Origin of the sequence: Mesorhizobium waimense (assembly GCF_003601975.1) — a bacterium.
Classification (GTDB): Bacteria; Pseudomonadota; Alphaproteobacteria; order Rhizobiales; family Rhizobiaceae; genus Mesorhizobium; species Mesorhizobium waimense.
The window spans coordinates 1-23,202 of record NZ_QZWZ01000039.1; the positions used below are offsets into that span (position 1 = coordinate 1).

Below are 23,202 nucleotides of genomic sequence, written 5' to 3' on the forward strand. Positions count from 1 at the left end.
ACCTCTTCATCGCCGCAATGGCCCACCAGCTTTCCGCCATCGGGAAGCTCGGAGAAAGGGATGCCCTCCACCAGATCCGGTCCGCTTGGTTTGGTATGACCTTCAGCCATTTGCTTCTCCCTGGCGATCCAATCGCCTGTAGAGCCAAGAAGCGGGAAATCCTCTGGGTTCACCAACCTCGGACTATCTTCTGGCTCGCGCGCCTACGGGTTCTCGACGCCACTTCTGCCAAACGTTCGGCCACATCATTCGTTGCCAGTTGGCAGCACGCAGACTCCAATTTTCCGCCATCAAGCCAGCCGTCGCGATGAAGACGCTCGACGCGTTCCGGCATCTGCTGGCGGAGCGGAACGCGCATCAGTCAGGCTCGCCCTGGCCAGAGGCGCCCTTTCGGTCCCGCCGGGTGATCGTGTGTGCGGCAGACATCTTCCGGTTGGACCGCCATATCGAGCGGGCTGCCATCTGGTCCTGCCGCTTGCTCTACGATAACGGCTGCAATCCATCACATGAGTGAAGCCGTGAAGATATCCAGCCAGACAGGCGCCGTTTCCCCGATGATCCCGGTGCTTGTATGCGCACTCGCGATCTTCCTCCTGTCCGTGATGGATGCTGCGATGAAGACCCTGGTTATCGCCATAGGCGTCTACAATACGGTGCTGTGGCGCAGCATGCTGGCGACTGTAGTCGCGGGCGCAGGGTGGTCGGCTGGGCCGCGCTCGCAGCCAACCGTTTCGGTGCTGAGGCTGCATGCGCTGCGCGCCGCGGTTATCTGTATTGTTCTGATATCATTCTTCTGGGGTCTTGCGAGGCTGCCGCTCGCGGAGGCGATCGGGCTTAGCTTCGTCGCGCCCTTGTTCGCCCTTTTCCTCGCCGCGCTATTGCTGGGCGAACGAATCCGGCGGCAGGCCATCTGGGCATCGATGGCCGGCATTGCGGGCGTGGCGATAATAATGGCCGGCCAGTTTGGGCAGGAAAGCTATTCGCAAGATGCGCTGCTTGGCACGGCGGCGGTGCTTATGTCGACGGTGTTCTACGGCTACAATCTGGTCCTCGCCCGGCAACAGGCGCTGTTGGCGAAGCCAATCGAGATCATGTTCTTCCAGAGCCTTGCAATTGCAATCGTCCTCGGCTGCGCCGCACCGTGGCTCGCCGTCGCCTTGCCGACCAATCTTTGGCTTCCCCTGGCCGGCGTGACGGTCCTGTCGCTTGGCGGCCAATTCCTGATGAGCTGGTCCTACGCCCGCGCCGAAGCGCAATATCTGATCCCAACGGAATACTCGGCCTTCATCTGGGCGATCGCACTTGGCTGGTTCTTCTTCGGCGAGGCGGCAGCCTGGACCACGCTGGCAGGAGCATGCCTGATCGTCGCCGGCTGCTTGATCGCTGCGCGCGCAAACCCGAAGCTTGCCGAGCCAATCGAGGCAGCAGTTTGAGGAGGCAGTCCTAGTCTTAGTCTAGAGCTCTGACCGCGCCATAGCGATGCTGAAAGCCGCTGGCTTGGACCAAGCAGGATGTGCGCTTGAACAGTTGTACGGTGCGCGCTTCGCCGGCCACCGCGGCCGTAGCACCAACGGCAAGCATGCACTAACATTGCTGCTTGCCCCTTGGGGCTGGCCAGTGATCTGTTCAAAGGGAAATACCCATGACCAATCATTGCTGTGGACCGGGCTATGCTTCTCCAGCCGAGGCGATGACGGCACCTCGCGAAAAGCTGCTCTATACGATTGCCATCTACACCGGCACCGGCATTCAGAAGCCGGACTATTTGTGCACCATCGATGTCGATCCGGAGAGTCCGACCTACAGCCAGGTGATTTCACGTCTGCAAATGCCGGGTATTGGCGATGAGCTTCATCACTCGGGCTGGAATGCCTGTTCGTCGTGCCATGGCGATGCGAGCATGGAGCGCAAATATCTGATTGTGCCGGGTGTGCGCTCGTCCAATCTGCATATTGTCGATTGCGGTACCGATCCGCGCAATCCGACACTGTTCAAGGTCATAGACGGCGCCGAAATCAAAGCCAGGACCAACCTGTCGGCACCACACACAGTGCATTGCCTCGGCTCGGACATCATCGTTTCCATGCTTGGCGACGCTCAAGGCAATGCCCCCGGCGGCTATTTGCAACTCAGCAAGGAGTTCGAGATTGTCGGCCGTTGGGAAAACTCCATGGGCAGCATCAAGTTTGGTTATGATTTCTGGTACCAGCCGCGACACAACGTGATGGTCAGCTCGGAATGGGCCGCGCCTAATACCTTCATGCCTGGCTTTGACCTGGAAGAGGTTGGCCATCTGAAATATGGCCGAGAGATCCATTTCTGGGATTTTGAAAAGAAGGAGCCAAAGCATACGTTCTATCTCGGTGAGGATGGGCTGATCCCACTGGAAGTGCGATTCCATCACAATCCCGACAGCAGTCACGGCTTTGTTGGCGCTGCCCTTTCTGCAAATATCATCCATTGGTGGAAGGATGCGGCGGGTGATTGGCAATGGGAAAAAATTATCGATGTCGGCAATGAGCCGCATCCCGAATGGCCGATACCAATACCGGGCGTGATCTCAGTCATTCTTCTCAGCATGGACGATAGATACCTCTATCTGTGCAACTGGTTGCATGGCGACATTCGTCAGTACGACATCTCGGACCCTCACAACGCCAAGCTTACCGGACAAGTGTGGATGGGCGGACTTCTCGGCCATGCGCCCGAGGTCAATGGCGTGAAAGTGACTGGCGGGCCGCAGATGATACAGCTCAGCCTCGACGGCAAGCGTCTTTATGTGACGACCTCGCTGTTCTCGACCTGGGACAATCAGTTCTATCCGGAAATCCGCACCAATGGCGGATGCATGCTGATGGTCAATTGCGATACGGAAAACGGCGGCATGGAAATTGACCCGCTGTTTGTCGTTGATTTTGGCAAGGAACCAAATGGACCAAGCCGCTGCCACGAAACCCGGTATCCCGGCGGTGATTGCACGAGTGACATCTGGGCATGACCAACTTCACCATCACTCTCGCCAATCAAGGCGGTGCGGCCTTTGACGTCGATCGGCGCAAGCCCCTCTTGCAAAGCCTGCGCGAGCAGGGCGTGGACCTGCCTTACGGGTGCAAGTATGGCGGCTGCATTACCTGTGCAGCCAAAATAATCAGCGGCAAAGTCGATCAAAAGGCGCAGCGGGCGCTGAACAACCGCCAGATCAACAATGGCTACATAATCCTGTGCGTTGCCCGCCCCATGAGCGACTGCACGCTGGAGGTCGGCGTTGAAAGCCACGACAAGCTCTATCGCAACCCCTTCCTTGACCCCTTGGCCGCACATGAATTGAAAGCCGATATCGCGACCCCGTTGGAAGACAAGAAATGACCTATATGAATCATGATGAGCCCTATTCGGAGGCTTATCTGCAGGACATTCTGAAATCGGTCAAAACCATCGCGATGGTGGGGGCCAGCCCCGACAAGACCAAGTTTTCCTATGGTGTTCTCAGGGTGCTGCACGAAACCGGCTATGACATGATCCCGGTCAACCCCAGTCCCGGTCTGGATGAAATTCGAGGGCTCAAGGTGTACGCGTCGCTAGCGGCCATCGACCGGCCTGTGGATATGGTTGAGGTTTTTCGCCGCTCCGAAGATCTGCTGGAAGTCGCACAGGAGGCCATCGCAATTCATGCCAAGGTTCTGTGGGGTCAGATTGGGGTGCGCGATGACGCTGCCGCCCGGTTGGCGGAGGAAGCGGGCTTGAAAGTGGTGATGAACCGCTGTCCCAAGATCGAGTTGTTCCGCCCCTTCTGGAAGCCGAAGTTGCACTTGGGAATATGATTGCAGGATCACGGAATTCGGCGTTGTTTTCGTTCTCAAAGCGGGCGTCTGGCGCAACATGCGCTCATGACCCGGATGAGACCTTACAGCTCGTTACCAGACGGCCAGCAAGGACATGGCCGGTCTTCCTGAAAACTTTCATTCTTTCAAGGACTGCCACCATTCATTGAGCCATCGATGGGCGTTGTCTCGATCGGGGATTTTGAGGTAGACTTTGCCGTCTTGAAATCGTGCCGGGTCCTCAGGCTTGCCTTGGGAGATGCTAATGCGCCGGTTCTTGCTTTTCATCCTGTTAGTGCTTGTACACATTCCGATTGTATCGCATGCCGCCGACATTCACGATGCCGCCATGACGGGCGATGTCGCGGCGATCACGGCGGCGCTCGATGCAGGCGCTGGTATAGATGAGAGTGATGGAACCGCAACGCCGCTCTATTTTGCGGTATGGATGGGCCACATCGAAGCGGCAAAACTGCTCATAGAACGTGGTGCGGACGTCAACGCCCAGACGAGTGGTGGTCCCCCGCTGATGGCGGCTGTAGGGACAGGCAAGATCGATCTGTTAAAGCTGTTGTTGGAGCGGGACGCAGATCCAAATTCCAACCGTGGTGGCGAATTCGCCCTTCATGTCGCCGTCACTCTCGATTGTCTCGACTGCGTGAAGGCACTGGTCGAGGCCGGCGCAGACGTGAATGCGAAGACAATGGACGGCAAGACACCGCTCCATCTGGCAAAAAGCAGGGGGCAACGCGAAGTTGCCGACTATCTCTTGTCGCACGGCGTCGTTTTGCCAACACCTGCTCCGATTTCGATGAAGTTGGCTACTGCCGATGTCGAGAAAGGCCGAACCTACTTCACCCGCCGGTGTACCAGTTGCCACAACGTCGAGCCACAGGGAGGGAACAAATTAGGACCGAACTTGTGGAGCGTCGTCGGCCGCGACAAGGCATCTGTGGCAAATATGCGTTACTCCGACACGTTGCTGGGCTGGGAGGGTGTATGGACGTACGAGGACCTGAACAGATATCTCTTCGGGCCCATGCTCACCACGCCGGGCGTCAAGATGGAGACTCCTGGTGTCCCGGACGACACCGAACGGGTCAACCTGATCGCCTACTTGCGCACACTCAGCGACAAGCCGATCCCGCTGCCCTGAATCGATGGTATCTTGTGCAACTACTGCTACGGGCCTGCGTCGGCTAGCAGATTGAATTTTGCCTGAGGTACGATGCCAGATGGTCGCTGAGATCACGCGCGTCGTCGCCGGCGCCGTCGATCAGCGCAGACTTGCGGCGGCGCAGAAACTGCATCCCCATCAGGTACATGCCCGGATGTTCCGCAACACCGCCATCGTGGCGGACATGGCCCTTGCGGTCGAGGACCGGCAGCTCCAACCAGGAATAGTCCGGCCGGTAGCCGGTGGCCCAGATGATCGTCCTGATTGCGCCTCCGGCGAGGTCGAGGCCGAGCGGCGGGTCGTCCTCGACACGGGTCGGCGGCAGGCGATCCGGCGGCCCGACCGTAGCGTCCAGGCCGTTGGCGCGCGCCCATTCGTCGATAAGGTCGAGCAGCCGGGCCATCTTGAGATCTGAAAGCGCGCACATGTTGCGCAACGACCCCGCAAACTGGGCCTTGCCGTCTTCGGTGATGCCGGCGAGACGGCCGACGAGCCTGACGCCGAGGTCGACCAGCGCATTGAGGTCGAGGGTGGTGCGGTCGGGCGTGCCGGCAAGCTGCAGCGAAGGAACCCGCCGCGCCCGCCTGATGTCGTCTATCTCGTCGTAGCGCTCGTCGAGCACGCCGGCGGCGTCCATCCACCATTCCAGGTCCTTGCCGCGATAGACGCGCGGCGCCCGGATGTGCTCGCCCACCGACAGGGTCACTTGACGCCCCGAACGCTGCAATTCCTGTGCGATCTGGGTGCCGCTCGCCGACGCGCCCGCCACCAGCACGCCACCGTCGGCGACCTGACCCGGATTGCGGTAGGACTGCGCCGTCAGCATGGCGACCGACGGCGGCACGCGGACGGCGAAATCGGGCAGGCGCGCGATGTTGCACGCGCCCGACGCCAGCACCACGGTCCGGCACCGCCACTCGCCGCGGTCGGTGCGCACGAGATACCCCGCCCCGTCGCTGCGAACCGAGGTAACGGTCGTGTGGGTTCTGACCGGAGCCGAGATCGCCTTGGCATAGTTGCCGAGGAAGTCGATCACCTCAGGCATCGTCCGGTAGCCGTCGGGGTCGTCGCCGTCATAGCGGAAGCCGGGCAGCCGGCTCTGCCAGTTCGGGGTGAGCAGTCGCAGCGAATCCCATCGCTCGGTGCGCCAGGTATGGGCGATCTCGCCGCGCTCCAGCAGCACATGGTCGATAGAACGCTCCGCGAGGCAGCGGCTCATCGCGAGCCCCGCGTGCCCTGCGCCGACGATCACTGTGGTGACGGAACTAATCGCGCCCTCTATCAGGAGAGTCTACGGCTCGAAGCGCCTTTCAGTTCACCACGACCGTGACGTTCGTCGGATTGGTGACAATGTCATAGACCGCCGATCGCTTCTGCGACTGCGCGACGATAGCCTCGATGTCCTCGCGCTTGGCGTCGGCGTCGATGTTGTATTTTACCGTGATACCGCTGAAGCCGTTGCGGACATCGCTGTCGATGCCGAGTATGCCCGCGATATCCATGTCGCCTTCGATGGTCGCCTTCACCGACTTCAACTGGATGTTCCGGTTCTGGGCAACCGCGGCGATGCCGGCGGTCAGGCAACTCGCCAGCCCGACCAGCACGTATTCGACGGGCGTGGCGCCCTGATCCAAGGAAGCGAAGACCTCCGGATGGTCGGCATCGAATGCGAAGGTGGTCTTGCGATGCTGGTCCTGGCCGAGACCGTAGAAACTCTCGACCGTCGAGTGGCTGTGGGTGCCATCCTTCCATTCGCAAGCCGCGCGCCACTTGAACTGCGCGGCCTCCGGGGCGTTGGTAAGCGCTTCGCGTGCGTCGAGCAGCGCCCCTACGTTAACGCCATTGTTTGCCTGTACTTCGGAAGCCATAATTATCCTCCCTACCTTGCACTGGCTCAAAAACCCGACCGATTCCACTGACCTCCTGATCAGATTTTACCATGACCTGGCATGGTATGGGTCGCGAAGCGTTTCTTCAAGTTGATTCCGCGGCGGCATGGATCGAGCTCGCCTACCGCGACCGCCATCACCTAGCGACGCTGTGGCGCGCTCAAGACGCAGGATCTTCGTCAAGCGCCCGCAGTTCAGCCTCGACTTCTTCCGTGACGACCTCGAAGCGAGCAAGTCTCGATGGGCCGAAACTGGTCGACAGAGCAACATCGGTCGCGTCGCAACCCGTCGCCATCAGGATCCTGCCGATGCGAGGGCGGTTATGCCGAGGATCGAATGTGAACCAATGGCCGCTGAGCCAGGCTTCGAACCATGCGCTGAAATCCATTGGATCCGGAGCCGGCGGCACCCCAATGTCGCCGAGATAGCCGGTGCAGTATCGCGCCGGAATGTTCATGCAGCGGCACAGCGCAATAGCCAGATGCGCAAAATCGCGACAGACGCCGGTTCGATCGGTGAGTGCGCCGTGGGCGGTCCGCAGCGGGTCCGCAGCTTGATAGTCAAACGCGATGTGACCGTGGACGAAGTTGCAGATCGCCTGAACCCGCGCCCATCCGGGCGTGGTGCTGCCAAAATTCGCCCAAGCGAAATCCCCCAGCCGATCGGTGTCGCAATAGCGGCTGCCGAGGAGAAACCTGAGCACGTCGTCCGGTAGTTCCTTGATGTCGTGCTGAACGGCGTCCGGCACGACGACATCGGACTTGCCGGTGTCATAGATTTCGAAACGCGTTGATATCGTCGTCAGCCCCGCAGGCGCTTCTATTCTCGTACACGCGTTGCCGAAAGCGTCAGTGTAACCCCGCGCCTCGATCGGGCGATCGAAGCCTATGACCTGTTCTGTCAACAGATCGACGCGGCGTGAAGGATGGATCTCAAGGACCAGCAGCATTGGAGTCGGCTGCGGACATTCGTAGGTAAGGTTGAAACCTGCGCGGATCCGCATCGACGCTCCAATGTTTTGATTGGGCAAACTCTGGATTGCCCAAACAGTTCCGAAATGCATCAGACGCAGTAATATTTGTTGCCGTCGGTTTCTTTCGCCACTTTCACTTCGACGGTCATGCCCAGAAAACTCGAGGCGCTGCCGGAGTAGCTTCCAGAGAGTGGGATGGCTTGCCGGGGATGGCGAGCCACAGCCACTCTGATCAAATCCCGGTTGCCGACAATGCCATTGGTTGGATCGAACTCGATCCAACCGGCCCCAGGCAAGTAGACCTGGCACCAGGCATGCGTGGAGCCTCCGCCGCGGACAGCATCACTGTCGCGGCTCGGCACATAGACATAGCCGGTGACGAAGCGGGCGGCAAAGCCGAGCGAGCGGACCGCTTCCATCATGAAAAGCGCAAAGTCCCGGCATGTGCCCTTGCGCAGATGCAAGGTCATGAGAGGCGGCTGCGTTCCGGTTTCGATCCGGCGGGAATACACGAAGCTCTCGTGGATGGCGTAGCAAAGCGTCATCAGCAGTTTGCCGGTCTCGGTGTGTCCCGCGGCACTCACGAACTGCCGCGCCCATTTGCCGACCTCGTCACCGTCGTCGAGATGATGGCGCTCCATTGTTTGCGCGAGGTCGGCCGCCTCGTCGGGATCGTAAGAGAACGGATAATTCAGCGCGGCCTCGTCGATCCGGAAATCAGGCGCATGCTGCGGCGTGTGATCGAGCCGAATGTCTGTCGCGAAAAGGAGTTCATTGGCCGAACCCTTGAAGTCGATCACCGCAACGCAGTTCCCAAAAACGTCATGGATCCAGCGAACCTCCTTCGGCTCGGGGTCCACGGACAGAGCGTGGTCGAGAAGCCGCTGGTCGAAACTGTCGCGCGGCCTGGACATCAGCCGGTGCTCGCCAAAGCTCACCTTCTGGCTATAGCGATAGACGGTCGTGTGCTTGACTGAAAAAATCGGCATCGGCGTCCGTCGGCAATTTCACCTGCAGCGCAATCATACAATCTTTTCGACGTGCATCCGAAGGGACATGTTTGGAGGCCTGCGCGGACTGTTTGCGATGCAGCCACGCTTCGCGGTCGCAATACCGTACAGCCCCCTGACCGCTTCGTTTCGCCTTTGCCAGTTCACTCTGGCTACTCACGGCGAGCCCTATGTCGAGATTCTGGCGCGCGCCGTTGCCTCTCGGCGACGAAACCTGACTGCCTCCAGCAACTCGCGCTCGCTGGTGTGAGCATTCCTGAAAATCCCCACGACCATCGACGCCACCAGTGCGGCTTCCAGACCTAGAGGATCGATGTCCTCATCTGCGCAAACCCGATCGAAGACGCGTTCGCAAACAGCCAGATCGTGAGGGCTAAGGCAGGTGCGATTGATACGCTGGTCCAGCATCTGTGCAGACCCTTTCCAGGCCCGCCGCCCTGCGCTGCGCGGGCCTCCGACCGGAGATGAAACCGGCCGTGCAAGAAACGTCGGGCCAGGGTGTTGGTTCCCGGATGCCGGCACGCCTCACGCAGGATTTCAGGGAAGAGTGAGATGAAACCGTTTCTGGAACGCAACTGTAGCTGGAGCGTTCAATGTCTCGGCCAGCACAGCCAACGGATCTCGGAACATGGCTATGAAAAAGACCTACGAAAAGCCCACGCTCGTGAAGCGCGAGAGGCTCACCCAGGCGACCGCCCAGATCGTCGCTTCGGGGGTGGTGCTGGGTCAGTGATTCTGAGTGATCGATGAGCAATCGCGGTGTTCACCGGCGGAAGCTGATGGCCAGTTGCATTAGCAGTGCGGCTCGACCCCCTCTGTACGAAAATAACCATTGATGCGGCCGGCGGAACAAATTTCCGGCAGCCGCCGTTTAATGCGCTGGCCGGATGCCCGTTTCCCATCCTGACCGGCCATCTCTGTGTCAGTGGCCAGCTGCCATGCCTTGGCAGCGGGCTTTTTTGCCGCCCTCCCGAGCCAGCTGTGTCAGCGTCGTGCTTCATAGCCTTTTCGCCCCTATAGGGCGTGCCAGCGCCCCATCATCGCGATTGCCATGATGGCTCGCGTGCAATAGGCCTTGCGGAAAAGCGCAGGGAGGATTGCCGTGACAGGAACAGCCGGGACATGGCGCGTCGGTATTCTCTTTTCGCGCAGCGGCATCACTTCGGTCACCGAAAGCGAGCATTTCTACGGAACCGCTTTGGCCATCGAGGAGATCAATGCCGGCGGCGGCGTGCTGGGGCGGCAGATCGAGCCGATCGCCTACGACCCGGGCAGCGACCCCGAGGCGTTTCGTTCGCTGGCTCGCAAACTTCTGACCGAGGACGATGTCAACGTCATCTTCGGCTGTTCGATGTCGGGCAGCCGCAAGGCTGTGCTGCCGATCGTCGAGCGCTACAACGGATTGCTCTGGTACCCGTCGATCTACGAGGGCTTCGAATATTCGGAGAATGTCCTCTATACCGGCGCCACGCTCAACCAGAACACCTTCGCGCTGGCCGACTTCATCCTGCAGCGCTACGGACCGCGCGTGTTCATGGCCGGGTCCGACTACATCTATCCGCATGAATCCAACCGGGTTATGCGCGACCTCCTGGAATGCAAGGGCGGCACGATCGTCGAGGAACAGTATGTGCCGCTCGATGCCGACGAACGCAGGATGCGCCGGCTGATGGCCGACATCGAGAAGGCCGCGCCGGACGCCGTTTTCTCGACCGTGATCGGGCGCAGCGCGCAGATCCTCTACAGGCTCTATGCCGAGGCCGGCATCGACCGGACACGGCGGCCGATCGCCAGCCTGACTTTGGCCGAAGGCGAGATCCGCGTGATCGGCGCCGAGCACTGCACCGGCCATGTGCTCGCCGCCCCCTATCTGGCGACGGTCGACAGCGGCGAGAACCAGCGCTTCGTCGGCGAGCTCGCCCGCCGTTTCGGCGACCGGACGACCGCGACCATGTGGTCGCAGACGGCCTATACACAGGTCCACTTGTTCGCCCGCGCTCTGGAAAAGGCCGGAACCCTCGACACCTTCCGCCTCGGACAGGCAGCGCTTGAAGTCGACTATGCGTCGCCGGAGGGACGGATGATGTTCGACCAGGAAAACCGCCACGTCTGGTCGACGCCGCGCATCGGCATCGCCAACGCCAACGGCCAGTTCGACATCGCCTGGCAATCGCAGGCGCCGATCCGGCCCGACCCCTATCTCGCTTCCTCTCGTTTCGAAGAGCCGTGGCTGTAGAGCATGATCCCAAAAAGTGGGACCCGGTTTTTTGGACAAGATCATGCTCGAACAAGAAGATGACCGATGACTGCAACGCTCAAGCGCATCCTCAACGATCTGCGGCAAGCGAAGATCCTCGTCATCCATCCGAAGGACGAGGATGGCGCCGCCCTTGTCGATCACCTCAGGCGCTTGGGCTGCGAAGTTCGTGCGGCGTGGCCGCCGCCGGCGACGATCCCGGGCGACATCGACACGGTGTTCGTGCAGGTGGGCGAAGCGCCGACCGACGCCATGGTGTCGCTGATCGAAGGCGCCAATGCTGCCGTCGTCGCCATCGTCACCTATGAAAGCCCGACCTCGATCAAGGCGATCATCGATCTCAATGCCCATGGCGTCATCACCAAGCCGCTCAGGCAGCTTGGCGTGTTGACGCAGTTTGCGCTGGCCCGCTACCGCTACGGCTACGAAGGGCGGCTGGCCAACAAGGTGCGCAAGCTGGAGGATACGCTGAAAGGCCGCCGCACAATCGAGAAGGCAGTCAAGGTTCTGGTCGAGATGAACGGCGTCGACGAGGAGACAGCCTACAAGCTCATCCGCGACCAGGCGACATCGAAGCGCGTCGCGCTGGTTTCTGTGGCCGACGGCATCCTCGCCGCGCAGGAAGCGATGCGGGCTTTCGGCTTCGGGATTTCCGCGCAAGCCGGCCAGAAACGGCCGAACGACCGATAAGGCATTGGCGGCCGATCACTGCAAAGATTTCTCTCAAATATCTGATTTTATTAATTTAAGTCGAACTACCTCCGATCGCTTGCGGCCGCGATCTTTGGCTCTTGACGCGACCTCCCGCCTGTGCAACTTCTAAAAGCACGAGCAGGTTTGCTCATCGGCAGGAATGCCGTTTCACATTGATGGCTATGTAGCCCTTGGTTCGCGGATGACTTCCGCGCCCAGGGGTTTTTTGCGTTTGGAGACAGGCTTTGACGACACATGCGAAAGCGACGGCGGACCTGCGTCTGGCCTGCATCCAGTTCCAGCCGGCGATCGGCCGGCTGGACGATAATCTCAAGGCGATGGAGCGATTGATCCGCCAGGCCGCCGGTCTCGGCGCATCGGTGGCGGTGCTGCCCGAGCTTGCCGACAGCGGCTATGTCTTCGACAGCCAGGACGAACTGGCGGCGCTCGCCGCCCCCATTCCGGATGGACGCAGTGCCATGCTGCTGTGCAGCCTGGCAAACGAACTCAACCTGCACATCGTCAGCGGACTTGCCGAGTGCGACAGCGATCAGTTCTTCAACGCGGCCATGCTTTGCGGACCATCCGGTCCTATCGGCACCTACCGCAAGCTGCATCTGTGGAACCGCGAAAAGCTCTATTTCCAGCCGGGCAATCTCGGCCTGCCGGTGTTCGATACGGCGATCGGCAGGATCGGCGTGGCGATCTGCTATGACGGCTGGTTCCCCGAGACCTACAGGCAGCTGGCGCTGAAGGGCGCGGAGCTGGTCTGCGTGCCGACCAACTGGGTGCCGATGCCGGCCCAGGGTCACCACCCCGAGCCCATGGCCAACATCCTGCACAAGGCGGCCGCGCACAGCAACGGTATCTACATCGCCTGCGCCGACCGCGTCGGCACCGAGCGTGGCCAGCCTTTTGTCGGCAGGAGCCTGATCGTCGGCCCGACCGGCTGGCCGATCGCCGGCCCTGCCAGCGAAGCCGGCGAGGAGATCCTCATCGCCACGATCAACCTTGGCGACGTCGCCAAGGCCCGGGCGCTGAGCGAGCGCAACGACGCCATCGGCGACCGTCGCAGCGACGTCTACGGATAACCAAGAAGAAGCCGGCACGACCCGGTACGATCAACACAAAGAAAGGGGAATACCATGAAGAACAAGACACTGATCCTTGCATTCGCCAGCGCCGTTTTGGCCACCTCCGCCTTTGCCGCGGACGGTCCGATCAAGATCGGCATCCCGGTCGGCCTTTCGGGCGCCAACAGCGTCGTCGCGCCCTCGGTCGTGCAGTCAGCCGAACTGGCGGTCGCCGAAATCAACGCCGCCGGCGGCGTGCTGGGACGCCAGCTTGCGCTGGAGATCGCCGACGACGCCTCGGGTGCCGCAGGCGCGCAGAAGGCCTTCGATTCTCTGGTCTTCCAGAAGGAGGTCAACGCTGTCATCACAATGGAGACCAGTGCGGCGCGCAATGCCGGCCTGCCGATCATCACCAAGGGCGACATCCCCTACATCTACACCTCGTTCTACGAGGGCAAATCTTGCAATGCCAATCTGTTCGTCAACGCCTGGGTGCCCGAACAGCAGGTGCCGCCGATCGTCGACAATTTCATCAAGACGCAAGGCGCCAAGAAGTTCTTCCTGATTGGCTCTGATTACGCCTTCGGCCGCGGCATGCTGGAGTTCGCCAAGGCCTATATCGAGAAGTCGGGCGCCAGCGTCGTCGGCGAGAAATATTTGCCGATGGAAGGCAGCGACTGGACGGCGATCATCTCCAACCTGAAAAGCTCCGGCGCCGATGCAGTGATCACCTCGACGGCCGGCGGCGCGCCCAACGTCACCTTGACCAAGCAGCTGCGCGGCGCCGGTGTCACCATCCCTTATGGCAATCTCGCGGTGGACGAGGGAACCGCCAAGAGCATGGGCGCGGACGCGGCCGGAATCTTCATTTCCGCTTCCTATGTGACCAGCATCGGCAGCGACGCCAACAAGAATTTCCTTGCCGCGATCGAGAAGAAGTTCGGCGCCGAACTGCGCACCCCGAACGACCTTTCGGTGCCGGAATATGAAGGCATCTATCTCTACAAGGCGGCGGTCGAGAAAGCCGGGACGACCGACACCGCCGCTGTGCTTGCGGCACTCGGCGAGGTATCCTTCGCCGGCCCACGCGGCACGGTCTCGATGAGCAAGCAGCACCACGCTCCGCTGACCATGTATCTCGGCCAGGTGAAGGCGGACGGTTCGGTCAGCGTGGTCGACACATTCGAAGGCGTCGACCCCGGCGAACAGTGCCCGAACCTGTAGTCGCACATGTCATCGCAACGGGGCGGGCGGTCCTGCGCCGCCCCGTTCCACACCATCGGGGACCTGCCATGACGCTTCTCCTGGACATGGTGACGACGGCGGCAATCCTGTTCATCGTCGCCGCCGGCCTGCTGGCGATCTTCGGCGTGCTGAAGATCATCAATTTCGCGCATGGGGCCTGGCTGACGATCGGCGCCTATTGCGCGGTGGCGACCGCCGGCCTCGGGCTCAATCCCTGGGCGGCGCTGCCGATCGCCTTTGCCGTCGGAGCGATCCTCGGCGGCATCACCGAACTGGTCATCGTACGGCCGCTTTATCGCCGGCCGCTCGACGCCATACTGGCGACCTGGGGTCTCGGCATCGTCATCGGCCAGCTGATCACGCTGTGGTTCGGGCGTGACGTGCAGTTCACCCCCAACCTGTTGTCGGGCACCGTCGATGTGTTCGGCGTCGGCTACTCGCTCTACCGGCTGTGCGCGGTCGCCGCCGCGCTGGTCATCGGGCTTGCCTTCACCTTCCTTCTCGAAGGCACGCGGCTCGGCCTGTCGGCGCAGGCGGTGATCATGAACGAGACGCTGGCGCGCGCGCTCGGCATCGACACCGCACGCGTGCGGCTCGCCACCTTCATGGTCGGCACCGGGCTGGCGGCACTTGCCGGCGTGCTGCTGACGCCGCTGACCAGCGTCGATCCGAACATGGGCGTCGCCTGGCTGATCGGCTCGTTCATGCTGGTCATGGTGGCCGGCTCGTCCTTCTCGACCCTAGCCATCGCCTGCCTCGTCTTCGGCGGCACGCAGGTTCTGGTCAGCACCTTCGTCAGCCCCATTTTCGGCGGCATTACAGTGGCGGTCCTCTGCGCCCTGGTGCTGCGCATCAGCCCGAAGGGATTTGCCCGTGCCTGAGAGCCGTTCCATTCCGCCAAGGGTCTGGATACTTGCGGCGCTCGCGCTTGCGGTGGCGGTCGTCGTCATCATCGGGCCAGCGCTGTTCGACCGCTTCACGCTCAACGTGCTGACCCGCTCGATGATCTACGCCATGCTGGCAGTGACCGTCGACATTTTGTGGGGCTATACCGGTATTCTGACCTTCGGCCAGGCGGCCTTCTTCGGTGCCGGCGCCTATGCCAGCGCCATGGTGCTCAGCCATCTCGGCGCAACCCCGGCGATGTTGGCACTGGCGCTCGCGCTGGCGATCCTAGTGCCGATGCTACTTGGTGCTTTCGTCGGCTGGCTGTCGTTCGGTCACGGATCGACGCCGCTCTATGCGACGGTGATTTCACTGGTGGTGCCGATCGTGGTGACGCAGCTGGTGTTTTCGGGCGGGGTGTGGACCGGATCGAGCAGCGGGCTGGTCGGATACTCCGGCCTACCGCTCGGCCTGCAGGGTTATTTCAGGCTGACCGGCATCTGCCTCATCATCACTACTGTCATCGCCCTGGTCTTCACCCGCTCCGATGACGGCAAGCTGCTCGTCGCCATTCGCGACAATGAAGCGCGCTGCGCCTATCTCGGCCTCGACCCGCAACGGCTGAAGATCGCGCTGACGACGATCCTCGCCGGCGTCGCTGGCATTGCCGGCTTCCTCTACGCCAACGCGTCTGGCGTGGTGGCGCCGGAAAGTACCGGCTTCGTCTTCGGCACCGAGATCGTCATCTGGACGGCGCTTGGCGGCCGCGGCACGATCATCGGGCCGGTGATGGGCGCGATCGGTATCGACTATCTCAGCGCCCAGCTTTCCGGCGACCTGCCCTTCCTGTGGAACCTGGTGGTCGGCGCGCTGTTCGTCGTCATGATCATCCTGTTGCCGAACGGCCTGGCGCAACTCGCCGGAATGGTCCTGCCGCGCCGCCATGGAGAACAGGCCAGCCAGGCGGGCAGCCCTGGACTCGCCGCCGAGGCGGCCGGCAACGGCGCGGAGAACGGCAACCGCGTGCTTGCCGTCAGCGGCCTCGGCAAATCCTTCGGCAGCCTGCAAGTGCTGCAAGGCATCGACCTCGACGTTCGCCCCGGCGAACTGGTCAGCCTCGTCGGCCCCAATGGCGCCGGCAAGACGACGCTGATGCGGTGTCTCAGCGACGGCACCGAAGCCACGACCGGACGTGTCAGCATCGCCGGCCAGGACATCAGCGGCATGACACCGGATGAGATCGTCGCGCTCGGCGTCGGACGCAAATTCCAGGTGGCGAGCGTCTTCGACAGCCTGACCGTCGCCGACTGCCTGCGCCTGGCGCGCGCCTCGCGCAAGGCGCCGAGCCTGCTGCGCCGCTCCGCCACGCTCGGGCTGCCGGCGGCGGCCGCCGACATCCTGCGCTCCACCGGTCTCGACGGTATGCTCGGCCGCCCTGTGTCGCTGCTGTCGCATGGCCAGAAGCAGAGCCTCGAGCTCGCCATGGTCGTAGCACTTGAGCCAAAGCTCATCCTACTCGACGAGCCTACGGCCGGGCTGACCAAGGTCGAGCGCACCACCATTGGCGCGACGCTGCAGAAGCTGACCGGCGAGCTTGGCTTTGCCGCCATACTGGTGGAGCACGACCTCGATTTCGTCCGCGACATCTCGACCAGGATCGTCGTTCTCCACCAGGGCAAGTTGGTGCTCGACGGCAGCGTCGATCAGGTCGTCAATTCGGAAATGGTCAGGACGATCTATTCGGGAGGCGCCCATGCTTGAGACTAGACAGGCAGAGGCCGGAACCACCATGCCGAAACTGTCGCTGTCGAACGTGTCGAGCGGCTATGGGCCGGTGGCCATCATCGAGGCGCTGTCGCTGGCTATCGCGCCCGGACAGATCTTTGCGCTGATGGGCAAGAACGGCATGGGCAAGACCACGGTGTTGAAAACCATCCTTGGTTTCGCGGCGCTGCGTTCGGGCGACATCCGCCTCGACGGCGCCTCGATCGGTGGTGTTTCGCAGGCCTCGCTGATTGCGTCGGGAGTCGGCTATGCGCCGCAGGAGCAGGCGCTGTTCCAGGATCTCAGCGTGCGCGACAATCTGCGCCTCGCCTTGCGCTCGGATCGCGGTTTCGCGGAAGCCGTGGAGCGGATCTATGGGCATTTTCCGTTCCTCCGGGAGCGCCTGTCGCAACGAGCCGGAACGCTGTCGGGCGGCGAGCAGAAGATGCTCATTCTCGGCCGCGCTCTGATGCTGCGGCCGAAGCTGTTGCTGATCGACGAGATCTCCGAGGGCCTGCAGCCGTCGGTCGTCGAGCGGATCGCCACGGCACTCAAGGAGGAGCGCCGGAGCAACGGCACGACGATCCTGATCGTCGAGCAGAACCTGCCCTTCGCGCTTGGTATCGCCGACAGCTGGGCGGTGCTGAAGCTCGGCCGCATTGACGACGCCGGGGATGTGACGGAGGGAACGGCGGCGCGGGTGATGCTGCATCTGAAGATTTAGGTGTGGCTGAGCTCCCTGCGAGCGGCGCCTCAGTGCAGCCCGAACTCCCGCAGCAGCTCCTGGCGATAGCTTACGAACCGGGTCGCGCTGCGGTCGCGGGGGCGCGGCAGGTCGACGTCGATCAGTCGCGCCGCGCCGCCTTTTTCCTTGGGCAGGATCAGCACACGGTCGGCAAGATAGATCGCCTCTTCGAGGTCATGGGTGACCATGACCATGGTGACGTTCTCCTCGCTCCAGATGCGCGCCAGTTCCTCCTGCATGCCGATCTTGGTCATGGCGTCGAGCGCGCCGAGCGGCTCGTCTAGCAGCAGGATCTCGGGCTGCACGGTGAGCGCTCTGGCGATGCCGACGCGCTGCGCCATGCCGCCGGAAAGCTGGCGAGGCCAGGCATCGGCGAATTCGGCGAGGCCGACCAGCGCGATATAGAAACGCGCCCTCTCCTCGGCTTGCTGCCTAGGCACGCCGCGCACCTCGAGGCCGAAGGCGACGTTGCCGAGCACGGTCAGCCAGGGCAGCAGGCGCGGCTCCTGGAAGATCACCGCGCGCTCGGCACCGACACCGTCGACAGGCTTGCCGTCGATCGCGACGCCGCCGCTGTCGGCGGCCTCCAGCCCGGCAAGGATGCGCAGCAGCGTGGTCTTGCCCGAGCCACTGGCACCGACGATGACCAGGCATTCGCCCGCGCGGATGTCGAGGTTGAGCGTCCTCAGCACGGCCAGCGGACGCCCGCCAAGCGTAAAGGATTTCGAGAGCTCGCGTATCGAGACCTCGGCGCCGCTGGTGCTGGCCATTGCCTTCGTCTCCCTGCTCAGTTGGTCTTGGTTTCGCCCGGGCGGTAGAGGATGTCCGCGGCCTTCAGCTTGCCCTTGGCCAGGCGGCCGTCGCGCTCCAGTACGCTGACCCAGAAGTCGATGTCGCGGTCGGTCGCCTGCGCGCCTTCGCGCAGGCCAAAGCCGGTCCAGTAGCGGGCGAGATCGCCGTTTTCGCCGCGCTTGTTGAGGATGTTGGCCAGCACCTTGCGCGCTTCATCGGGGTTCTGCCGCGACCAGTCGGCGGCGCGCGCCGATTGTTCGACGAAATTGCGCGCGGCCTCCGGGTGGGCTGCGATGAAGTCGCGCCTCAGCACGACGAAGCCGCCGGCCAGTTCGCCCAGCACGTCGGTGTCGTTGAAGATGCCGCGCACGCCGCCATTGGCGACCAGCGCGCCGGCAAACGTCGCCTGCCAGTAGCCGAGGCCGGCAACATCGACCTGGCGCGAGCGCAAGGTCTGCTCGAGCTGCGGCCCGGGCACGACGACGAGGTTGGCGGCGTCCGGCGGCAGGCCGACGCTGTGCAGCGCCTCGCGCACCGTATAGTCGAGATGGGCGCCGAGCGTGTTGACCGAGATGGTCTTGCCGGCAATGTCGGCGATCGATTTGATCGGGCTGTCTTCCAGCACGTAGTAGACGCTCTTCACGTCCTTGTTGATGCCGTTGCTCGGATAGGCGGCGACGAAGTCGTTGCCGCCCGAGATCGAGTTGATCACCGCGGCGGTGGCGGCCGAGCCGATGTCGACGCTGCCGGACGACAGCGCAAACAGCGATTCCGGCCCGCCGGCGGCGTAGCCAGCATTCTCCAATTCGACGCCAAGCCCCTTGAAGTAGCCGAGCTCGTCGGCCAGCTCATGCGCGGAGATGCTTCCACGGCTGGCGAGGTAGCGGAACTTGACGGGTGCGGCTTCGGCAAAGGCAAAGCGCGGCAGGCCGGCGGCGAGGATGCCGGCGGCAAACGGGGCGCCGGCAAGCAGGGTTCGGCGGGTGAGTTTCATGATCCGGTCTTTCCTTGTTCGAGAAGAGGGTGGAAGGCGCCAATGTTCAGTTGATGCGGGTCAGTTGACGGGCTGGCTCCAGCGGCAGAGCCGCCGCTGCAGGCTGACCAGAGCCTGGTTGGCGATCAGGCCGAGGCCAGCGAGAATGACGATCGCCGCGAACATCAGCGGGATCTGGAAATTGTACTGCGCGTTCATCACCTGGAAGCCTATGCCCTTGTTGGCGCCGATCATTTCGGAGGCGATCAGCAGCAGGAGTGCGGTGGTCGCGCTCAGCCGCAAGCCAACGAAGATCGAGGGCACGGCGCCCGGAAGCACGACGCGGCGAAACACGGTGAGCCGCGTGGCGCCATAGACGCGCGCCATCTCGAGCAGTTTCGGGTCGACCTCCTTGACGCCGCTGATGGTGTTGAGCAGCAGCGGAAACAGCGTAGCCCAGAAGATGACGAAGACCTTCGAGGCCTCGCCCAGCCCAAGCAGCAGGATGAACACCGGATAGAGCGCCAGCGCCGAGGTCTGGCGGAACACCTGCAGGATCGGATCGAGCGCGGTTTCGACCGATCGCACCTGGCCCATGAACAGGCCGAGCGGGATCGCCACCACCACCGCAGCGACAAAGGCGATGCCGGCGCGCTGCAGGCTGATGGCGATGTCGCCGAGCAAGGTGCCGCTGGCCAGCCCCTTCCAGAGGGCTGCGACGATCGTGTCGATCGGCGGCAGCACCGCGGCATTGACCCATCCGGCGCTGCTCGACACCTGCCAGAGCGCGAGGAAGGCGATCAGGATGCCGTAACGCGACAGGAGGCGGACGGATGCCGCCTTGGCCAAGCGCAGGACATCGGCGCCGAGCCGGGTTGCGCCGTCGCCGATGATGGCCGGCCGTTCGATGTGCTGCAAACTCATCGTCTTGTCCTTTGTCTGGAGGAATGTCGGGGCACGGGGCGCTTCAGCGGCTCATTCGGCCGCCAACACCTTCGAACGGGACGCGGTCCACGGGTTTTCCGGCCGCCTGAGGCCGAGGTTCTCGCGCAGCGTCCGGCCTTCGTAAGCCGTGCGGAACAGGCCGCGACGCTGCAGCTCGGGGATCACCAGATCGACGAAATCGTCGAGCGCGCCGGGCAGCCAGGGCGGCAGGATGTTGAAGCCGTCGGCGGCCTCGTTGACGAACCATTCCTCCAGCTGGTCGGCGACCTGGGTGGCGCTGCCGATGATTGTGTAATGGCCGCGCGCCGTTGCCACCCACTGGTAGAGTTGGCGGATGGTGAAGTTGTGATCGTCGGCAATCTGACGGATCAGCGCCTGGCGGCTCTTCATGCCTTCGGTTTCCTTGCTGGGCGGCAGCGGGCCGTCGAGCGGATAACCCCTGATGTCGAGCGTCTGGCCGGCCAGCCCGTTGAGCAGGGCGACGCCGTCCTCGGGGAGGATGAGATCGTTGAGCTGCCGGTACTTGGCCTGCGCCTCCTCTTCGGTGCAGCCGACAAAGGGCGCGACGCCCGGCATGATCAGCACCTGGTCGGGATCGCGGCCAACAGCTGCCACGCGCGCCTTGATGTCGCGGTAGAATTCCTGCGCCGTCTCCAGCTTCTGATGGGCGGTGAAGATGACCTCGGCCGAGTGCGCGGCAAGCCCGCGTCCGTCCTCCGACTGCCCGGCCTGCACCACAACCGGATGGCCCTGCACCGGGCGCGGCACGTTGAGCGGACCCTTGACGCTGAAATGCGCACCCTTGTGGTCCACGTCGTGCAGCTTGTCCTTGTCGTAGAAGCGGCCCGACTTCTTGTCGCGGATGAAGGCGTCGTCTTCCCAGCTGTCCCACAGCGCCTTGACCGTCTCGACATGCTCGTGCGCCCGGGCGTAGCGTTCGGCGTGGTTCGGCTGGACGTCGCGATTGAAATTGCGCGCGGTGTCGTCGCCGGCCGAGGTGACGACGTTCCAGCCCGCGCGGCCGTTGGACAAAAGATCGAGCGAGGCGAATTTGCGCGCCAGCGTATAGGGGTCCTCATAGGTGGTGGAGGCCGTTGCGATGAAGCCGAGATGCGTGGTTAGCGGCGCGAGTGCGGCAAACAGCGTGACCGGCTCGAAGCCGGCGATCTTGGCATTACCGCCTTCGCGGGCGCCCAGGCCGACCGTCAGATTGTCGGCCAGGAAATAGGCATCGAACAGGCCGCGCTCGGCGGTCAGCGCCAATTGCTTGTGGAACTCGAAATTCGTCGCGCCGTCGGCCGGCGCATCGGGATGGCGCCAGGCGGCGATATGCTGTCCGCCGCCGGGCAGGAAGGCGCCCAGTTTGATTTTTCGCGACTTGCTCTGGCGGGATTTGCTGGTCATATGCATGCTTCCTTCTGGCGCTATGCGGAAAGGGGAATTCCGTTGTTCAGGCGGCAAGGCCGACGCTGTAGGGCACACCCGCCGCCCGGCATGCTTCGGCGACGGCCTGCCGGGCACGCGCCTGGATGGCTTCGGACACCAGCTGGCCGTTGGCGAAATCCTTGTCGGAGGCGTAGATCGCGGTCGGCATGGTCAGCGCCTCGAAGAAGCCGAACAGCGGCCGCAGCTGATGCTCGACGATCAAGGCATGCCGTTCGCCACCGCCGGTCGCCGCGAGGACGACCGGCTTGCCGCGCAGCGAGGACGGGTCGAGCAGATCGAAGAAATGCTTGAAAAGCCCTGTGTAGCTGCCCTTGAAGGTCGGCGAGCCGACCACGACAATATCGGCGCTGAGGAATTGCTCGACAAGATTACGCGCCGACGGATCGAGATCGCCAATGCGCCTTGCCTGCGGGAAGGAGGGACCGAGATCCTCGATATCGAAAACGCTCGAGGCTGCGCTCGTCCTGTCGGCGATGTCACCAACGATATGGCTGATGAACGCCTTGGTCTTGGACGGACGGGTCAGGTTGCCCGACACCCCCGCCACCAGCTTCTTCGACATGCCAGGCTCCTCTCGCAAACGCTATCCGCATTAAGACTACCGATTTTGTAGAATTAAATGAGCGAGAAGATTTCAAAACCAGCCCGGCAAGCGGATTGAGTTTGCCGAATGCGGCCCGCGATTGGTTCATTCGACGCGGGATGTGGCGGTGCGCGATGTCAAAGAACGAGCTCGGTCGAGGTATCGATGCATCGCCCGTGAACGGCCTGCAGGTGAGGCGCAAATGCCGGCGCACAGGCATTTTGCGGCCGGCCGGTGGGTTTACCTCCAGTCACTTCTCATAAATTGTGGAACAGCACCGCGCCTCAGGGGTCTTATTAGGGGAATTGTATATTTGACAAGTACGCGGCATCGCTCATGCCGGCGATGCGACTTAGGGGCATGTGCTCGCCAAAAGTTACTGACACTTCGGGATACAAAGCGGAGGTCATCGCTTTGGTTTGCGGGGCTCTTGCGGCGTCTTTGCCAGTCGCTTCATGAGTTCGTCCGCAACCGACTTTTCTTCGTCCGCTTCGATCTCGCGCGCCTTTTCGAGGAACAGCTTTGACTGCTCAGGGAGCTTCGCTGGCTCACGGGAGCCCGCGCCACGGAGGGACCGATGACGCGGGCCGGCCGATGTTTGCCCACCAGCCTGCGGCGGATGCCAAGCAGCGACATCCGACGCAAGAACTCAACCATTCGAAAGGGGTAATGTTCCCAATCGCCCCGGCGCGACGGGCTCTCGGGTGGGAGTCGGATGCTCAAGACAGGCAAGTAACCGCTCCCTTGTCCAACTCAAACGCGTCGGCCAGGATCCCAGGCCATTCCCGCTTGCAAGAGGCATGCCGGTGACGCACTCTTCCACCCGCCATGTCCCAGCAATATCTAAACCACCAACTGGAATGCCCCTATTGCCTCACTATCAGACTGAGAATTCCGGCTGACGCAGGTCCGGATACAAGGATCGTCTGCG

The 23,202-nt window shown here is 62.5% G+C and carries 23 protein-coding genes; 14 read left to right on the forward strand and 9 right to left on the reverse strand.

Annotated elements, in window-relative coordinates; genetic code table 11:
- Window positions 1-307: 307 nt before the first annotated feature.
- From D3227_RS31105 to D3227_RS31130, 6 genes are all read left to right on the forward strand, one after another.
- Entirely contained in the window at window positions 308-514 is a 207-nt protein-coding gene (locus D3227_RS31105) for a hypothetical protein (RefSeq protein WP_120018024.1), read from the forward strand.
- Window positions 507-1,433, forward strand: a complete 927-nt coding sequence (locus D3227_RS31110) for a DMT family transporter (protein WP_120018025.1) — start codon at window positions 507-509, stop codon at window positions 1,431-1,433. The genes D3227_RS31105 and D3227_RS31110 overlap by 8 nt, the downstream gene beginning before the upstream one ends.
- Before the next feature lie 209 nt (window positions 1,434-1,642).
- Window positions 1,643-2,998, forward strand: coding sequence for a selenium-binding family protein (locus D3227_RS31115; RefSeq protein ID WP_120018026.1), 1,356 nt, complete (start codon window positions 1,643-1,645; stop codon window positions 2,996-2,998).
- Window positions 2,995-3,366, forward strand: a complete 372-nt coding sequence (locus D3227_RS31120; protein ID WP_120018027.1) for a 2Fe-2S iron-sulfur cluster-binding protein — start codon at window positions 2,995-2,997, stop codon at window positions 3,364-3,366. Before D3227_RS31115 ends, D3227_RS31120 begins: the two co-directional genes overlap by 4 nt.
- 5 nt (window positions 3,367-3,371) lie before the next feature.
- Window positions 3,372-3,821 (forward strand): CoA-binding protein, encoded by a 450-nt coding sequence (locus D3227_RS31125; RefSeq protein ID WP_208646501.1) that lies wholly within the window; start codon window positions 3,372-3,374, stop codon window positions 3,819-3,821.
- A 265-nt stretch (window positions 3,822-4,086) separates the two neighbouring features.
- Window positions 4,087-4,977 (forward strand): ankyrin repeat domain-containing protein, encoded by an 891-nt coding sequence (locus D3227_RS31130; RefSeq protein WP_120018067.1) that lies wholly within the window; start codon window positions 4,087-4,089, stop codon window positions 4,975-4,977.
- A gap of 43 nt (window positions 4,978-5,020) precedes the next feature.
- Here D3227_RS31130 and D3227_RS31135 read toward each other — a convergent pair whose 3' ends face one another.
- The 4 genes from D3227_RS31135 to D3227_RS31150 all read right to left on the reverse strand — a co-directional run bounded on the left by D3227_RS31135 (window position 5,021) and on the right by D3227_RS31150 (window position 8,849).
- Window positions 5,021-6,250: an NAD(P)-binding domain-containing protein gene (locus tag D3227_RS31135; RefSeq protein ID WP_281034986.1), complete on the reverse strand. Its 1,230-nt coding sequence runs from the start codon at window positions 6,248-6,250 to the stop codon at window positions 5,021-5,023.
- Between the two features lie 58 nt (window positions 6,251-6,308).
- On the reverse strand, window positions 6,309-6,866 hold the full coding sequence (locus tag D3227_RS31140) for an OsmC family protein (protein ID WP_120018030.1): 558 nt from the start codon (window positions 6,864-6,866) through the stop codon (window positions 6,309-6,311).
- A gap of 181 nt (window positions 6,867-7,047) precedes the next feature.
- Window positions 7,048-7,890 (reverse strand): transglutaminase-like domain-containing protein, encoded by an 843-nt coding sequence (locus D3227_RS31145; RefSeq protein WP_120018031.1) that lies wholly within the window; start codon window positions 7,888-7,890, stop codon window positions 7,048-7,050.
- 59 nt (window positions 7,891-7,949) lie between these two features.
- Window positions 7,950-8,849 carry a transglutaminase family protein gene (locus D3227_RS31150; RefSeq protein ID WP_120018032.1) on the reverse strand — a complete coding sequence of 300 codons (900 nt, stop codon included), beginning with the start codon at window positions 8,847-8,849 and terminating at the stop codon, window positions 7,950-7,952.
- 655 nt (window positions 8,850-9,504) lie between these two features.
- On the opposite strand from D3227_RS31150, the gene D3227_RS42300 reads away from it, so the two are divergent.
- From D3227_RS42300 to D3227_RS31185, 8 genes are all read left to right on the forward strand, one after another.
- Window positions 9,505-9,603 carry a putative RiPP precursor gene (locus D3227_RS42300; RefSeq protein ID WP_208646500.1) on the forward strand — a complete coding sequence of 33 codons (99 nt, stop codon included), beginning with the start codon at window positions 9,505-9,507 and terminating at the stop codon, window positions 9,601-9,603.
- A gap of 369 nt (window positions 9,604-9,972) precedes the next feature.
- Window positions 9,973-11,106, forward strand: a complete 1,134-nt coding sequence (locus tag D3227_RS31155; protein WP_120018033.1) for a transporter substrate-binding domain-containing protein — start codon at window positions 9,973-9,975, stop codon at window positions 11,104-11,106.
- Window positions 11,107-11,172: 66 nt separating this feature from the next.
- On the forward strand, window positions 11,173-11,817 hold the full coding sequence (locus D3227_RS31160) for an ANTAR domain-containing response regulator (protein ID WP_120018034.1): 645 nt from the start codon (window positions 11,173-11,175) through the stop codon (window positions 11,815-11,817).
- A 248-nt stretch (window positions 11,818-12,065) separates the two neighbouring features.
- The gene (locus D3227_RS31165; RefSeq protein ID WP_120018035.1) at window positions 12,066-12,911 is read left to right on the forward strand and encodes a nitrilase family protein; all 846 of its coding nucleotides are present in this window, start codon (window positions 12,066-12,068) and stop codon (window positions 12,909-12,911) included.
- Between the two features lie 54 nt (window positions 12,912-12,965).
- Window positions 12,966-14,117, forward strand: coding sequence for a substrate-binding protein (locus tag D3227_RS31170; protein ID WP_120018036.1), 1,152 nt, complete (start codon window positions 12,966-12,968; stop codon window positions 14,115-14,117).
- A gap of 68 nt (window positions 14,118-14,185) precedes the next feature.
- Window positions 14,186-15,019: a branched-chain amino acid ABC transporter permease gene (locus tag D3227_RS31175; RefSeq protein ID WP_120018037.1), complete on the forward strand. Its 834-nt coding sequence runs from the start codon at window positions 14,186-14,188 to the stop codon at window positions 15,017-15,019.
- Window positions 15,006-16,784: an ABC transporter permease subunit gene (locus tag D3227_RS31180; protein WP_120018038.1), complete on the forward strand. Its 1,779-nt coding sequence runs from the start codon at window positions 15,006-15,008 to the stop codon at window positions 16,782-16,784. The genes D3227_RS31175 and D3227_RS31180 overlap by 14 nt, the downstream gene beginning before the upstream one ends.
- Window positions 16,777-17,511 (forward strand): ABC transporter ATP-binding protein, encoded by a 735-nt coding sequence (locus D3227_RS31185; protein WP_120018039.1) that lies wholly within the window; start codon window positions 16,777-16,779, stop codon window positions 17,509-17,511. Before D3227_RS31180 ends, D3227_RS31185 begins: the two co-directional genes overlap by 8 nt.
- A 29-nt stretch (window positions 17,512-17,540) precedes the next feature.
- Here the strand turns inward: D3227_RS31185 and D3227_RS31190 are convergent, their stop codons facing one another.
- From D3227_RS31190 to msuE, 5 genes are read right to left on the reverse strand one after another with little or no spacing between them, the layout of a single operon-like run.
- Complete coding sequence (locus D3227_RS31190; protein ID WP_120018040.1) at window positions 17,541-18,302, reverse strand: ABC transporter ATP-binding protein; 762 nt, start codon at window positions 18,300-18,302, stop codon at window positions 17,541-17,543.
- A gap of 17 nt (window positions 18,303-18,319) precedes the next feature.
- Entirely contained in the window at window positions 18,320-19,318 is a 999-nt protein-coding gene (locus D3227_RS31195) for an ABC transporter substrate-binding protein (RefSeq protein WP_120018041.1), read from the reverse strand.
- Between the two features lie 60 nt (window positions 19,319-19,378).
- Window positions 19,379-20,221 (reverse strand): ABC transporter permease, encoded by an 843-nt coding sequence (locus tag D3227_RS31200; RefSeq protein WP_120018042.1) that lies wholly within the window; start codon window positions 20,219-20,221, stop codon window positions 19,379-19,381.
- 51 nt (window positions 20,222-20,272) lie between these two features.
- Window positions 20,273-21,646 (reverse strand): LLM class flavin-dependent oxidoreductase, encoded by a 1,374-nt coding sequence (locus D3227_RS31205; protein WP_120018068.1) that lies wholly within the window; start codon window positions 21,644-21,646, stop codon window positions 20,273-20,275.
- Window positions 21,647-21,692: 46 nt separating this feature from the next.
- Window positions 21,693-22,250: an FMN reductase gene (gene msuE / locus D3227_RS31210; protein WP_120018043.1), complete on the reverse strand. Its 558-nt coding sequence runs from the start codon at window positions 22,248-22,250 to the stop codon at window positions 21,693-21,695.
- Between the last annotated feature and the right edge of the window lie 952 nt (window positions 22,251-23,202).